The sequence below is a fragment of the Proteus mirabilis ATCC 29906 genome (assembly GCF_000160755.1).
GTDB classification, from domain to species: Bacteria; Pseudomonadota; Gammaproteobacteria; order Enterobacterales; family Enterobacteriaceae; genus Proteus; species Proteus mirabilis.
In genome coordinates this window covers 273,164-287,883 of sequence record NZ_GG668577.1, presented here as the reverse complement: position 1 = coordinate 287,883, position 14,720 = coordinate 273,164, and the positions used below count along the sequence as shown (strand labels likewise).

The following is a 14,720-nucleotide window of genomic DNA, read 5'->3' as shown; positions in this document are numbered from 1 at the left end:
AATAAAATTGTTGGGCATTATAGCTAATTGTATTACGTTGTCATAAAGTTACTGACGATAAAAAAATAATAAAACCTTTTTGGGAGCACTGATGATCAACGTATCACGCCTTTATATACACCCTGTAAAATCAATGAAAGGGACTCGTCTTTCTCAAGCCTTTGCCCGTGAAAGCGGCTTCACGTTTGATCGTGATTTTATGATAACGACCCCTGAGGGGACATTTATCACCGCACGTAAATACCCTTTGTTGCTGTGTTTTATTCCCACTGTAATGACAAATGGTATTTATATTCAAGCACCCGATGGTGAAGGAATTGCCATTACTTATCAGGATTTTCAATCTTCATTACAACCAACTGAAGTGTGGGGAAATCATTTTACCGCTTATGTTGCCCCAGATGAAATAAATCAATGGTTCAGCCGCTATTTAGGCATGGATGTACAACTTCGCTGGACGGGTGAAAAATCAACACGTCGAGTAAAAAAATCTCCTGAAACCGCGGTTTCGTTCGCTGACGGTTACCCTTATCTATTGATTAATGAAGCCTCATTTCAGTCTCTGCAACAGCGTTGCCCAGCTTCAATCAATATTGAGCAATTTCGCGGTAATATCATCATCACAGGTGCAAAACCTTTTGCAGAAGATAGCTGGCAAACAATCCGTATTGGCTCTGTCGTCATGGACTTAGTCAAGCCTTGCAGTCGCTGTATTATGACCACTATCAGTATCGATAAAGGCATTAAGCATCCTACCACAGAACCGTTAGCAACACTGCAAACATTCCGTACAGATGAAAAAGGCGATGTGGATTTTGGTCAAAATATTATCATTCGCCAATCAGGTATTATTCGTGTTGGGGATAAAGTTGAAATATTAGCTTATAAAGAAGCGAAATCTTATTTACAAACAACAGAGCAAACAACCGAACCAGCAACTGACAATGCGGTTACAGCAGCCTCCGCTCAAGAGCCAAAACAAGCTGTCACTATTGAATTTAATGGCATCAGCTTTGCCGGGAATAATCAAGAGGTGTTGTTAGAGCAACTGGAAAATCACGGTTATGCTATTCCCTATAGTTGTCGTGCGGGGATTTGTGGCTCTTGTGTTATTCAATTAGATGAAGGTGATGTCAATGCATTAAAAGCAGGTGCCATAAAACGTTCTGGCAGAATACTCGCATGTAGTTGTGTTCCTAAAGGCAATGTAAAACTTTCACTTAATAAAAAATAACGCTTATCTTTATCACAAATAAAAAGAAGGTAAACTGTCCTTATCTTCTTTTTATTTTGCATGATCTGCTCTGCTGATTAAGAATTATCTCATCAATAACTCAATTTTAAATTAACTATAAACTCACTTTATTTACTTTTATAAATTTGTTGCAAAAAGAGAATAATGCAGATTTGATTTTAGGAAGTGTTGTTTAAGGCCAATTGTTTTTAGCATATTATAAACAATAAGTGAAAATAAAAGAGTAAGTCCTTTTTACTCTTTTATTAGATGACTTTTTCGTACAAAAACGATCTTGGCTCAGACTGTTTATGATATTCACTTAACCGATCATTCATGATTTTTAGTGGATCACAAAACGTTAGTGTTCTATCAAATAATGCTAACTGAGGCTGGGCTAATAAGCATAAACAGGCTTGCTCTCCCACTTCTGCCACTAAAAAAAGCACTTTTTCATTGCTATCTTTCAATGCGGCTTCCACCACTTGAGCTAAATAAGGGCGGGTTGATGAATGACTCACTTCAAAATACCAGCTCTTAGGCATTAATGGCTTTAAAAAACGATGGGCTATTAATGCGTTTAACGCTAATTCTGCTCGCGACTCAGAAGGCATATCAATCTGGCGGATTTGCTCATCATATCCATAATAAAGAGCAGCATCATCAACAGTAAAAGGTGATGATTGATGAGCAGTTGCACTTAGCATTTTACTTGGAAAACGACTACGAAAAATCATTCCATTAGCTAAATCGAGCATCAACTTTTGTTGCTCGTCATCAAAATACCAGCGCCAGCGATCATCGGGTTTTATTATCACTAATTATTCCCCCTTCGATTTATTACCTGCTTTTTTCTCTGATACTCAATATTAAATAACCTAAATAAAATATTTAATACCACCTAACAAAAACAGGGTTCATTTTTTTATTAATTAAGCACAATCACTGCCATTTAATAAAAAATAATCAACTAGAGGCAATATAAACGAGTTAAGGGCAGAAGAAAAGCCCTTAACTGATTATTGAATGTAATTAAATATGATTAATTATAGATTTTATAAGTGCAGGACCATGATAAATGAATCCTGAATAGACTTGTATTAAAGAAGCACCTGCATCCATTTTTTCGCGTGCGGCAGTCAATGAATCAATCCCCCCTACCCCAATAATAGGTAAAGTGCCTTTTAACTCTTCATTTAGTTGTCGAATAATTTGTGTACTTTTTGATTGAACCGGGCGACCGCTTAACCCACCGGCTTCATTGCAGTGATCTAATCCACTCACTAATGATTTGTCTAATGTTGTATTGGTCGCAATTACGCCATCAATATGGTGACGCACTAAGCTATCTGCAACTTGGATTAATTCTTCATGAGTAAGATCAGGGGCAATTTTAACGGCCACAGGCACATATTTTTGATATTTCCCTTGTAACTCAAGTTGTTTATTTTTAATCGCAGATAATAAATCGTCTAATGCTTCACCATATTGGAGTGTCCGTAAGCCGGGGGTGTTAGGTGAAGAGATATTAATCGCAATATAACCTGCATAAGGGTAAACTTTTTCCATACAGATTAAGTAATCATCTTTTCCTTGCTCTACGGGGGTATCTTTATTTTTACCGATATTAATACCCAGCACACCACCATATTGAGATTGTTTTACATTCTCTATTAGGTTATCAACCCCTAAATTATTAAACCCCATTCGATTAATTAAGCCTTCAGCTTCTACTAAGCGAAAGAGACGCGGTTTGTCATTACCTACTTGTGCTCGTGGTGTAACAGTACCGACTTCAATAAAGCCAAAACCCATTGCCCCTAGTGCATCAATACAATCACCATTTTTATCAAGGCCGGCGGCAAGACCGAGAGGATTTTTAAATGAAAGTCCCATACAAGAAACGGGTTTGGCAGGAAGTGATTGTTGAATAAGAAATTGAAATGGGGAATGAGATAAGCGTTTTAACTGACGAAAGGTAAAATCATGGGCACGTTCAGGATCTAGCCGAAACAATGCCTTCCTTACTAAGGAATAATACATACGATCTCCATTGAGAATATCGGGTATTAGGAATGATATGTCTACGACGATTTAAGCGTCGAGCATCATATAGATAAAAGCACGAAAAGTAAACGTTTCAATTGCACAATTCACCATAAAAAATCCCCAGTTTATGATGTCCCTCGCACAATTCTCCTTTCATTAAGATGATGTAACATCTCAAAAAACTTAAAAAAATCAATATTTAAGATTTTTTTCATATTTATCAATAAATAAAGTTTTCTACAATTATTGAGCAATATAACACTAGTTAAATCCTAGCAATTCAGTAGCGCTAAACTTGGATAGTAAATTGAGTAAAAGAGTCTTTTATACTCAAAAATGGAAACTACTTTATGAACGATAAAAAAACCATTAACACGCACCCCCCTTTACTTACGAATATTCGAAACCTCTTGATACAAGGTAGAAAAAACACAGTACAAGCAGTAAACAGCATAATGGTACAAACATATTGGGAAATCGGTCGTTTAATTGTTGAAGATGAACAACATGGAGATAATCGAGCAAAATTTGGAAAAAGAGTTTTACAAACTTTATCAGCTGAATTAACAAAAGAATTTGGTAAAGGATTTGATACCTCAAATCTTCGATATATGAGGAAATTTTATCTCACATTTCCAATTCGTGACGCAGTGCGTCACGAATTAAGTTGGACTCATTATAGAACGCTACTAAAACTAAAGAATGAACTCGCCCGTCAATGGTATATAGATGAAGCAATTACACAATCTTGGTCCGCCCGTGCATTAGAAAGACAAATTAGCACATTATATTATGAACGATTACTTTCAACACAGGGGAAACAGCAAAGTATTTATCCTGTATTAGCTGAAGGAAAACAAAAAACTACTGAACTCGCAACTTCAGTCAAAGATTATTTACGTGATCCCTATATTTTTGATTTTCTAGGACTACCTAGTAGTATCCTGCAAGAAAATAAACTAGAACAAACTTTAATAGAAAACCTAAAAGAATTTTTACTCGAATTAGGAAAAGGGTTTGCTTTTGTCGAACGACAACAACGTATTAGTACTAATGATGGTGATTTCTATATTGATTTAGTTTTTTATAACTTTCACTTAAAATGCTTTTTGTTAATAGACTTAAAAATGCATAAACTCACCCATCAAGATGTTGGGCAAATGGATATGTATGTCCGCATGTATGAAGAGAAAAAACGCCGTCATGATGATAATCCAACCATAGGGCTAATTCTTTGCACTGAAAAAAATCACACAGTAGCCAAATACTCCATTCTAAATGAAAGTAAACAGCTATTCGCTTCAAAATATATGCTTGAATTACCAAGCGAAAAAGAATTAATTTTACAATTAGAAAAAGAACGCCAAAAATTATTTGAATAATAGTCATAACCCCTTAGCTTTTATTCAATACATATTATTAAACCATTATAATTTTTTGTATGAAATACTTACCATAAAAAATCCCCAGAATATGCTGGGGATCTAATTATCATGCTAACTTAATACCTTCTTATCACTTACTTAGTGATAGCGATATAGTGTTAATCCGCTAATGCTTTAGTGATTTTCTCATATAAATCACCTGATAAGTTATCAAGGGCTTTTAGCTTTAATAACTCGGCACGCATTTTCTCTTGGCGATTAGCATCATAGCGTTTCAAACGAATAAACGGCTCAATAAGACGAGATGCAACCTGTGGATTTCGGCTATTTAAGTCAGTCAGAATTTCTGTCAATAATAAATAACCTGAGCCATCTTCTGCATGGAAAGCCACAGGGTTATTATTCACAAACGCACCGATTAAAGCACGAGTACGATTTGGGTTAGCTAAAGTAAAAGAGCGATGTGATAGCAAACTGCGTACTGTTTGTAATACATCAGTTGCCGGACTCATTGCTTGTAAGCTAAACCACTTATCCATTACCAAGCCATCTTGATGCCATTTATCATCAAACTCTTGTAATAGTGCCTCTTTACAAGGTAATTGTGCCATTACTGCAGCATTTAAGGCCGCGAGTGCATCGGTCATATTGTCGCTATTGTGATATTGCGCTTCAACCAATTGATTACCCGTTTGCTGGTTTTCAACGGCTAAATAACCCAAGCAGACATTGCGTAAATCACGTTTAGCAATATCACCATGATCGACACGGTAAGCACCGATATGCATTGAGTGATAAACCGCAGAGAACTCATCAGCCATTTCAGTGGCTAAAGTTTTACGAATAAAACCTAAGGCCTGATGAATAGCAATAGGATCGATAATAGCAAAAGCTTCGCCCGCTTCAACATCGGTAGGTAATGTCAGAATAAGTGCCGCCAAGGCAGGATCGATATCTTTATCAAGCAATACAGCACGGAAAGCATCAATTACCATTTCAGGTAAAATTAATGGTTGCCCTTTTTGAACACGCGAAACGTTTTCTTTAATATAACGACCTAATAAAGATTGCGCCGCATCCCAACGAGAAAAAGCATTACGTGCATGTTTCATTAAGAATGAGAGTTGCTCATCCGTAAAAGGATAATCAAGTTTTACTGGCGCAGAGAATTCTCGCAATAATGAAGGAATTGGCTGTTGAGCAACATCATCAAAAATAAACTGCTGCTCTTCTCTCACCACATTTAATACATTAGAAACCGGCTGACCTTGTGAGCGTAAAGGGATAACCTCCCCTTGTTGATTATATAATTCAATATCTAACGGAATATGTAGAACTTGTTTTTCCGCCTGATCTGCCGTTGGTGGCGTCATTTGGCTGACGGTTAATGTATATTGCTGTTTTTGTGCGTCATAGCTATCACGTACAGTCAATACCGGTGTACCTGATTGGCTATACCAACGACGGAATAAAGTCAGGTCAACATTAGAGGCATCTTCCATCGCTTGTACAAAATCATCACAGGTCGCTGCACTACCATCGTGACGATGAATATACATCTGCATACCCGCTTGGAATTTCTCTTCACCGAGTAGCGTGTGGATCATACGGATCACTTCCGCCCCTTTTTCATATACCGTTAAGGTATAGAAGTTATTCATTTCAATCACACTATCTGGACGAATTGGATGAGCCATTGGGCTTGCATCTTCGGCAAACTGTGCTGTACGCATAACACGCACGTTATTGATACGATTAACTGAGCGAGAGCCTAAATCAGAGCTAAATTCTTGATCACGGAAAACCGTTAGTCCCTCTTTTAAGCTTAATTGGAACCAGTCACGGCAAGTAATACGGTTACCTGTCCAGTTATGGAAATATTCATGGCCAATAACAGATTCAATCCCTAAATAATCTTTGTCTGTTGCTGTTTCGCTTTTAGCAAGAACATATTTAGAGTTAAAGACATTAAGCCCTTTATTCTCCATTGCCCCCATATTAAAGAAATCAACAGCGACTATCATATAGATATCGAGATCGTATTCTAAATTAAAGCGTGACTCATCCCATTTCATGGCATTTTTTAGTGATGTCATCGCCCAATCAGCACGATCAAGATTACCTTTATCGACAAATAACTCTAAAGCAACTTCACGACCACTTTTAGTGTTAAATGTATCGCGTAATACATCAAAGTCTCCCGCCACTAATGCAAAGAGATAACTTGGTTTAGGATGTGGATCTTCCCAAGTCACCCAATGACGACCATCTTCAAGATCACCTTGTGCAACACGGTTACCATTAGATAATAGATAAGGATACTGTTTTTTATCTGCAGTGATCGTAGTGGTATAGCGCGCTAAAACATCCGGTCTATCTAAATAATAAGTAATATGACGGAAGCCTTCCGCTTCACACTGTGTACATAGCGCATCGCCAGAAACATATAACCCTTCTAAAGCGGTATTAGCTGATGGGTTAATCTCATTAACAATTTTTAACGTAAACTGTTCAGGCAATTGGTCAATGATGAGTTTGCCGTTTTCTTCTTTATAGTGTGTCCAAGCAACATCATTAACAAAAATAGATTTTAATGTTAAATCTTCCCCATCTAACACCAACGACGTTGCCGTTGTCGCTAAGCGCTTGCATTGGCTAATAGCAGTAACCTGTGTTTTTTCTTTATCTAAGATAAAATCAAGATGCAAATCAGTGATGGTGTAATCTGGGGCGCGGTAATCTTTACGATATTTAGCAATTCTTTGTTGTGTCATAGAAAAAAACCTTTTAGTTAACACGACTATTTTACGGTTATATAACCAAAGCTTACTCGTCAAAAAACGGTTTAGCTAGTCGAATATTCAATTGAGCACATTAAAAGTCAATAGAATGTTAATGGGATATTAATATGTGTAACTAATTTATTTGCTAATTGATGCTAACATACTCCCAAATTATGTTTAACGTGGTAAACTCAATAGAGATTTACAGCTTGTTTTTATGTCGCAGAGAAATATTAACGAATAGTGACGCATTATCATCATATTCGGGTATACTCTCCAACCTTAACGATTTAGCTGACATAAAAACGCTCCGTGAGGATGCTTGACGCGCTATGATTTTAGACGCTACACCGATTATTACATCACTGTTGGATACCGATGCATACAAGCTCCACATGCAACAGGCGGTTTACCATCATTATAGTGATATTCCTGTCGTTGCTGAATTCCGCTGCCGGAGTGATGAACGTCTAGGTGAATATGCAACAACCTTACGCCATCAAGTGGATATGATGGCAGACTTGTCATTAACTAATGAAGAGTTTGGCTATCTTCAAAGCCTGCCTTTCTTTAAAAATGACTATCTGCAATGGTTTAAACATTTTCGCTTTAAACCCGAGCAAGTGCATATCGCGACCACTGCTGACAATCAATTGACGATTAAGATAACTGGCCCTTGGCGTGAAGTTATTTTATGGGAAGTTCCTTTGTTAGCATTGGTGAGTGAAATTGTCCACCGTGCTCGTTCGCCACAAATCACCGCTGATGACGCCGTTATTCAATTACGCAAACTTATCGATATTTTCTATCGTGATGCGGCTGAACAACAGATTGATTTAGCGGATTTCAAATTGATGGATTTTGGTACTCGTCGTCGCTTTTCTTATGATGTGCAACGTGCCATTGTCGATGAATTAAAAAATCATTTCCCTTATCTTATCGGCACTAGTAACTATCATTTTGCTGAACGTATGCAACTGGCGCCCGTAGGCACACAAGCCCATGAATGGTTCCAAGCACATCAGCAAATTAGTCCTGAGCTTGCCAATAGTCAACGGGCTGCATTGCAATCATGGCTAGATGAATACCCAGATCAACTCGGTATTGCACTCACTGATTGTATCACTATGGATGCATTCCTGCGTGACTTTGATATGCCATTCGCCAGCCGTTATCAAGGGTTACGTCATGACTCAGGTGATCCGATTGAATGGGGTGAAAAAGCCATTGCTCATTATGAAAAGCTCGGTATCGATCCGATGAGTAAAGTATTGGTATTCTCTGATAGCCTCGACTTTCAGAAAGCCTTAGTACTTTATAAGCATTTCCATAAGCGTATCCGCTTAATTTTTGGTATCGGCACCAGATTGACTTGTAATATCCCGAATATTACACCTCTTAATATTGTGATTAAGCTGGTGGAGTGTAATGGTAAACCTGTTGCTAAATTATCAGATAGTCCAGGTAAAACCATTTGTGAAGATGATGAGTTTGTCGACAAGCTACGTAAAGCCTTTGATGTTCCTCTTGTTAGGCAAGCTTGTTAATAAAGATTAAATCGCTATTTATTCACTCTATCTATTCTATCTATAAAGAAAGGGCCAATATTGCCCTTTCTTTTTGCTATCACCCCCACTATTCGACTGATTTTACCTATTTTTAGCAAAATATTTTCTATAAAGGCTTTTCTCTTGCTGATTCCCTCTTTAAACTGAAATTTCCTACTTGTTTCCTGCGCTATTGCAAGTAACATAGAAAAACTGTCCGACAGGGGCAGAATGAATTTACTAAACAATTATTTTAATTAAACGAAGAGAGATTTATTTATGATCGTTGCGCCTGTAGTCGACGTACTGCAAGGCCGTATCGCGGTTGGCGAAGACGTCACCGTTCGCGGTTGGGTACGTACAAGAAGAGATTCAAAAGCTGGTATCTCATTCCTTACCGTCTATGACGGTTCCTGCTTTAATCCAGTACAGGCCATCATTAATAATAATTTACCGAATTATCAAGATGAAGTGCTGCACTTAACCACAGGTTGCTCTGTGGAAGTCACCGGTAAAATTGTTGAATCTCCGGGTCAAGGTCAGAACTTTGAAATTCATGCGACCAAAGTTGTGGTAGTAGGAATGGTTGATGATCCGGAAACTTATCCGATGGCCGCTAAACGTCACAGCGTTGAGTATCTGCGTGAAGTTGCTCATCTTCGTCCACGCACAAACTTAATTGGTGCTGTTGCACGTGTTCGCCATACCTTGGCACAAGCACTACATCGTTTCTTCGATGAACAAGGCTTTTTCTGGGTTTCTACGCCATTAATTACGGCGGCGGATACCGAAGGTGCGGGTGAAATGTTCCGTGTCTCTACCTTAGATATGAACAACCTGCCACGTACTGATAAAGGTGAAGTTGATTTTAGCGAAGACTTTTTTGGTCGCGAAGCTTTCTTAACCGTATCAGGACAATTAAACGGCGAAACTTATGCCTCTGCATTAAGTAAAGTCTATACTTTCGGCCCAACTTTCCGCGCTGAGAATTCAAATACTAGTCGTCACTTAGCTGAATTCTGGATGGTTGAACCTGAAGTGGCTTTTGCTGATCTGAATGATATCGCCGGATTAGCAGAAAAAATGCTGAAATATGCCTTTTCTGCCGTGTTAGCTGAGCGCAGAGATGATATGGAGTTTTTTGCTCAACGCGTTGATAAAGAAGCCATTACACGTTTAGAGCACTTTATCGCTTCTGATTTCGCACAAATTGACTACACAGATGCGATTACTGTGTTAGAAAATTGCGGCCAGAAATTTGAAAACCCAGTTTATTGGGGTGTCGACCTCTCCTCCGAGCATGAGCGCTATCTTGCTGAGAAACACTTTAAAGCCCCTGTGGTTGTGAAGAACTACCCGAAAGATATCAAAGCATTCTATATGCGTATGAATGAAGATGGTAAAACAGTTGCGGCAATGGATGTGTTAGCACCAGGTATCGGTGAAATCATTGGTGGTTCTCAACGTGAAGAACGTTTAGAGATGTTTGATAAACGTTTAGCTGAGATGGGTATGAATAAAGAAGACTACTGGTGGTATCGTGATTTACGCCGTTATGGCACAGTACCACACTCTGGTTTTGGTCTCGGCTTTGAACGCTTAGTTGCTTATGTGACTGGCGTCACAAATATTCGTGAAGTGATCCCATTCCCACGTACACCAAGAAATGTCGATTTCTAATAGTTTGATTAATTAGCAGCCAACAAAAAACATTTGTGTTGCTGATTAATTGTACTAACTTTAGTTATACCAGAAGCCAACCTCAGGGTTGGCTTTTTTTATGCATGGCTACAATTTGATGGAAAAGTTCCCCCAAATACATACTTTGAAATACATTGTTACAATTTGTTACACTTTTTTCGATTTTGTAGCAAATTCGGGGTAGATAAAATTTTTTACCAATGGAACACTGTCACCCGACACAGACGACACTTAACTCTCATAAATAGTTCCATAAAAATTAAGAAACTATTTCTGGCAGTGGCAAAGGTGTCTGAATAACACCAATGAGGGTAATAATAATGATGAAGCGCAATATTCTTGCAGTGGTAATCCCAGCTTTAATGTTTGCTGGTGCAGCAAACGCAGCTGAAATGTACAACAAAGACGGCAACAAAGTAGATATCTACGGTAAAGTTGACGTTCGTCATTACTTCGCTGATGCTGATACTAAAGGCGATCATGAAAGCGGTGACGCTTCTCGTGCACGTATCGGTTTCAAAGGCGAAACTCAAATCAATAAAGATTTAACTGGTTTCGGTCGTTTTGAATACGAAGTTAAAACAAACACTACTGAAGGCGAGAACAAAGCTAAAACTCGTCTAGCATATGCTGGTCTGAAATTTGCTGACTTCGGTTCTTTAGATTACGGTCGTAACTACGGTGTAATTTATGACACCAACGCATGGACTGACGTTCTGCCTTTATGGGGTGGTGACTCCATGGCGCAAACTGACGTTTATATGACTAGCCGTACTACTGGCGTATTAACTTACCGTAACACCGATATGTTCGGTTATGTTGATGGTTTAAGCTTTGCTCTGCAATATCAAGGCAAAAATAACGAAAACACCAACAATAAACGTAAAGACAACGCTGAAGCAAATGGCGACGGTTTTGGTTTCTCTACAGCTTATAACTTAGGCTGGGGCGTAACACTGGGTGGTGGTTACTCAAGTTCTGCTCGTACTAACTGGCAAGAACATAAGAGTGATGCTACTGGTAAACGTGCTGAAGCATGGAACGTTGGTGGTAAATTCGAAGCTAACAATGTTTACTTAGCAGCAATGTACGGTGAAACCCGTAACATGAACTACTATGGTGACGGTGCAATTGCAAACAAAACTCAAAATATCGAGTTAACTGCACAGTATGACTTTGCTGATTTAGGTATCAAACCATCTTTAGGTTATGTTCAATCTAAAGGTAAAGATCTGAATAATGGTGTTGGCGGTCTGAAAGACAACAACCATGATTTAGTTAAATATATCTCTGTAGGTTCTTTCTACAAATTTAACAAAAACATGACTGCAGTTGTTGATTACAAAATCAACCTGTTAGATGAAGATGACTTCACTAAAGCTAACGGCGTTGCAACTGACAACGTAGTTGGTTTAGGTCTGACTTATCAGTTCTAATTACCCTTTAAGGTAATTAAACAGTCAAGTTAATTGATTTGAAAAGCAACACTTCGGTGTTGCTTTTTTATTTGCCTATCCTATTTATATTGCTCGCTTTTCTGTTCCTCCTTTTCTAATACCAAGATAAACAGTTTATTATACTAAACTATTGGTTATTTTTAGTGGTTATATTTACATGTTAATGTAATCACGAAAGATTTACTTATTTACATCTTGTTTTGCTATTTATTCTCACTTAGTTCACAACTTCTTGCTAATTTCTCTACAAACTGTTGGCAAACCGATTCTATAGCGTTACTCTTGTTACTCATAATTCGGCTTCGTTTTGAGCTTAGGGAATAATTACACTATGTTTGAGAAAATCATTGCTGCACCAGCCGATCCTATTCTGGGTTTAGCTGATAGTTTCCGTTCTGATACTCGTGAAAACAAAATTAACTTAGGGATTGGTGTTTATAAGGATGAAACAGGTAAAACACCTGTACTCACCACCGTTAAAAAAGCAGAAAAATATTTATTAGAAAACGAAACCACTAAAAATTATCTTCCTATTAGCGGTATTCCTGAGTTTGGTGCGGTCACTCAAGCACTGTTGTTTGGTGAACAACACCCTATCATCACAGAAAAACGTGCACGTACAGCACAAGCTCCGGGTGGTACTGGAGCATTACGTATTGCTGCGGACTTTATTGCTCAGCAAACTAATGCTAAACGTGTATGGATAAGTAACCCGACTTGGCCAAACCATAATAATATTTTTCAGACTGCAGGCTTAGAGATTTGCCAATATGATTATTATGATGCCGAAAGCCACGGTTTAGATTTTGAAGGTATGCTAGCTAGCCTACAAAATGCACAAGCAGGTGATGTTGTGCTGTTCCACGGATGTTGCCATAACCCAAGTGGTATTGACCCAACGTTAGAGCAATGGCGTCAATTGGCTGCCTTATCCGCAGAGAAAGGTTGGTTACCAGTATTTGACTTTGCTTACCAAGGTTTTGCTAATGGTCTTGAAGAAGACGCGCAAGGCTTACGCCTGTTTGCTGAAAGCAATCCTGAGCTGATTGTTGCAAGCTCATATTCAAAAAACTTTGGCCTTTATAATGAGCGTGTAGGTGCTTGCACTATTGTCGCAAAAGAGAGCGATACTGCTGAGAAAGCATTTAGCCAAGCCAAGGCGATTATTCGCGCAAACTACTCTAATCCACCGGCACATGGTGCATCTGTGGTGACCACTATTTTATCTAACCCAGAGTTAAAAGAAGAGTGGATTGAAGAGCTCACCACAATGCGTGAGCGCATTCAGCGTATGCGTCAATTGCTGGTGACAACCTTACAAGAAAAAGGCGCAAAACAAGATTTCAGCTTTATTATTGACCAAAATGGTATGTTCTCATTTAGTGGCCTTAATAAAGAGCAAGTTGAACGTCTACGTGCTGAATATGGTATTTATATTGTCGGCTCTGGTCGTATTAATGTCGCAGGCTTAACACTGGAAAATATGGTTCCATTGTGTGAAGCCATTGTCGCTGTACTTTAATGGCTTTTTCATCGTTTTAAAGCATACAGTTAAATAACACGTTTTATAACCCAACAGCGTTTAATTAGATACGTTGTTGGGTTTTTTATTGTTTTATTCGTGCTGTGGGAAAAAACCATACTGAATTTGTTTTGAAAGCCGTTCGACGTTCAGCTGAAGAAACACTGAAAGATCTGCGAGTCATAAATGTTAATCCCGAAGTTTATCAGGAATTTATCAACCCGCTTGATGCAACACTTGTAAGCAACGAGACATTACGAAAAACAGTGATGTCTAAATCCCCTTAAGAGGAATGACATTGAAACTGACAGCACCTGAACCACTCAAAATAGGCCATATGCTGGAGGTTTTTCCTCCGGTGAAAAGGCTTTAGAACTCTGGAGGGGTAAGTTCCAATAAGGCCTTGATGTTCACAATAATCCTATTATTTATAAGGTCTCACTATCTTATGCCAAGCGGTTCCATCATACAGATCAACATTATAATCATCAGCTACAACTAAAATCCCATCGCGGACATCCATATGACCTGAGGCGATAACATTTCTATCACCATCCTTGGGACGGACCATTTCTTTACCATTCCAACACTGTAAGCGATAGTCATCACATGCCCACACTTTATCTTCAAACCAACGCAACTGGTTCAGTAAAATAGCCGAACTGCCGTGATAAAGTTTTTCCCATTGGTATTCACGCCCTCGCCATAAACTGCCCCCTTCACCGCCGATATACACATAACCATCAGGGGCACACAATACTGCACTTAATTGCTCATTAGAGGGAAAACCACAAGGGATCCAGATTTCGCCATTATAATGCCAAACATCACCTGCACCGCCAACGGCATACATATCCTGCTCAGAGAAACCATCGAGATCATCAAACCCCATATCTGTATTGAATTTACTCTCTGGAATACCATTTTGTATCTGTTGCCACTGACCAATATCGATTCGTTTATAAATATCTCTTCCTGGGCCAACATAGTAGGCATAACCATCAATACATTTAATATTTATCGGAAAAGCTTCTTTTTCTGG

The 14,720-nt window shown here is 38.5% G+C and carries 11 protein-coding genes and 1 pseudogene; 7 read left to right on the top strand and 5 right to left on the bottom strand.

Annotated features, from left to right (window positions below):
- The first annotated feature begins 91 nt into the window (after positions 1-91).
- Positions 92-1,234, top strand: a complete 1,143-nt coding sequence (locus HMPREF0693_RS07765; protein WP_004244672.1) for a YcbX family protein — start codon at positions 92-94, stop codon at positions 1,232-1,234.
- A 266-nt stretch (positions 1,235-1,500) separates the two neighbouring features.
- On the opposite strand, the gene HMPREF0693_RS07760 is transcribed toward HMPREF0693_RS07765, so the two are convergent.
- Both HMPREF0693_RS07760 and pyrD read right to left on the bottom strand, forming a co-directional pair.
- Positions 1,501-2,052, bottom strand: a complete 552-nt coding sequence (locus HMPREF0693_RS07760; protein WP_004244671.1) for a cell division protein ZapC — start codon at positions 2,050-2,052, stop codon at positions 1,501-1,503.
- A gap of 214 nt (positions 2,053-2,266) precedes the next feature.
- Positions 2,267-3,277: a quinone-dependent dihydroorotate dehydrogenase gene (gene pyrD / locus HMPREF0693_RS07755; RefSeq protein WP_036932283.1), complete on the bottom strand. Its 1,011-nt coding sequence runs from the start codon at positions 3,275-3,277 to the stop codon at positions 2,267-2,269.
- Between the two features lie 356 nt (positions 3,278-3,633).
- Between pyrD and HMPREF0693_RS07750 the strand changes: the two genes are divergently transcribed.
- A complete protein-coding gene (locus HMPREF0693_RS07750; protein ID WP_004244669.1) occupies positions 3,634-4,665 on the top strand; it encodes a PDDEXK nuclease domain-containing protein in 1,032 nt (343 codons plus the stop codon).
- Positions 4,666-4,826: 161 nt separating this feature from the next.
- Here the strand turns inward: HMPREF0693_RS07750 and pepN are convergent, their stop codons facing one another.
- A complete protein-coding gene (gene pepN, locus HMPREF0693_RS07745; RefSeq protein ID WP_004244668.1) occupies positions 4,827-7,442 on the bottom strand; it encodes an aminopeptidase N in 2,616 nt (871 codons plus the stop codon).
- A gap of 341 nt (positions 7,443-7,783) precedes the next feature.
- Here pepN and pncB point away from each other — a divergent pair, with 341 nt between their 5' ends.
- Positions 7,784-8,998, top strand: coding sequence for a nicotinate phosphoribosyltransferase (gene pncB, locus HMPREF0693_RS07740; protein WP_004244666.1), 1,215 nt, complete (start codon positions 7,784-7,786; stop codon positions 8,996-8,998).
- Positions 8,999-9,012: 14 nt separating this feature from the next.
- Here the strand turns inward: pncB and HMPREF0693_RS07735 are convergent, their stop codons facing one another.
- A complete protein-coding gene (locus tag HMPREF0693_RS07735; protein ID WP_004244665.1) occupies positions 9,013-9,204 on the bottom strand; it encodes a hypothetical protein in 192 nt (63 codons plus the stop codon).
- Positions 9,205-9,277: 73 nt separating this feature from the next.
- Here HMPREF0693_RS07735 and asnS point away from each other — a divergent pair, with 73 nt between their 5' ends.
- From asnS to HMPREF0693_RS18550, 4 genes are all read left to right on the top strand, one after another.
- Positions 9,278-10,678: an asparagine--tRNA ligase gene (gene asnS, locus HMPREF0693_RS07730; protein ID WP_004244664.1), complete on the top strand. Its 1,401-nt coding sequence runs from the start codon at positions 9,278-9,280 to the stop codon at positions 10,676-10,678.
- A gap of 341 nt (positions 10,679-11,019) precedes the next feature.
- Entirely contained in the window at positions 11,020-12,135 is a 1,116-nt protein-coding gene (locus HMPREF0693_RS07725; RefSeq protein WP_004247675.1) for a porin, read from the top strand.
- A 352-nt stretch (positions 12,136-12,487) separates the two neighbouring features.
- On the top strand, positions 12,488-13,678 hold the full coding sequence (locus tag HMPREF0693_RS07720; protein ID WP_004244662.1) for an amino acid aminotransferase: 1,191 nt from the start codon (positions 12,488-12,490) through the stop codon (positions 13,676-13,678).
- A gap of 104 nt (positions 13,679-13,782) precedes the next feature.
- A complete protein-coding gene (locus HMPREF0693_RS18550; RefSeq protein ID WP_004244661.1) occupies positions 13,783-13,965 on the top strand; it encodes a type II toxin-antitoxin system TacA family antitoxin in 183 nt (60 codons plus the stop codon).
- Between the two features lie 137 nt (positions 13,966-14,102).
- Here HMPREF0693_RS18550 and HMPREF0693_RS07715 read toward each other — a convergent pair.
- Positions 14,103-14,720, bottom strand: a pseudogene (locus HMPREF0693_RS07715) (hypothetical protein); the annotation flags it as partial.

Excerpts from the sequence above, each read along its gene's own strand:
- pyrD (WP_036932283.1), bottom strand. The coding sequence starts at position 3,277 with ATGTATTATTCCTTAGTAAGGAAGGCATTGTTTCGGCTAGATCCTGAA.
- HMPREF0693_RS07765 (WP_004244672.1), top strand. The coding sequence starts at position 92 with ATGATCAACGTATCACGCCTTTATATACACCCTGTAAAATCAATGAAA.
- pncB (WP_004244666.1), top strand. The coding sequence starts at position 7,784 with ATGATTTTAGACGCTACACCGATTATTACATCACTGTTGGATACCGAT.
- asnS (WP_004244664.1), top strand. The coding sequence starts at position 9,278 with ATGATCGTTGCGCCTGTAGTCGACGTACTGCAAGGCCGTATCGCGGTT.
- HMPREF0693_RS07750 (WP_004244669.1), top strand. The coding sequence starts at position 3,634 with ATGAACGATAAAAAAACCATTAACACGCACCCCCCTTTACTTACGAAT.
- HMPREF0693_RS07720 (WP_004244662.1), top strand. The coding sequence starts at position 12,488 with ATGTTTGAGAAAATCATTGCTGCACCAGCCGATCCTATTCTGGGTTTA.
- HMPREF0693_RS07725 (WP_004247675.1), top strand. The coding sequence starts at position 11,020 with ATGATGAAGCGCAATATTCTTGCAGTGGTAATCCCAGCTTTAATGTTT.
- pepN (WP_004244668.1), bottom strand. The coding sequence starts at position 7,442 with ATGACACAACAAAGAATTGCTAAATATCGTAAAGATTACCGCGCCCCA.
- HMPREF0693_RS07735 (WP_004244665.1), bottom strand. The coding sequence starts at position 9,204 with ATGTTACTTGCAATAGCGCAGGAAACAAGTAGGAAATTTCAGTTTAAA.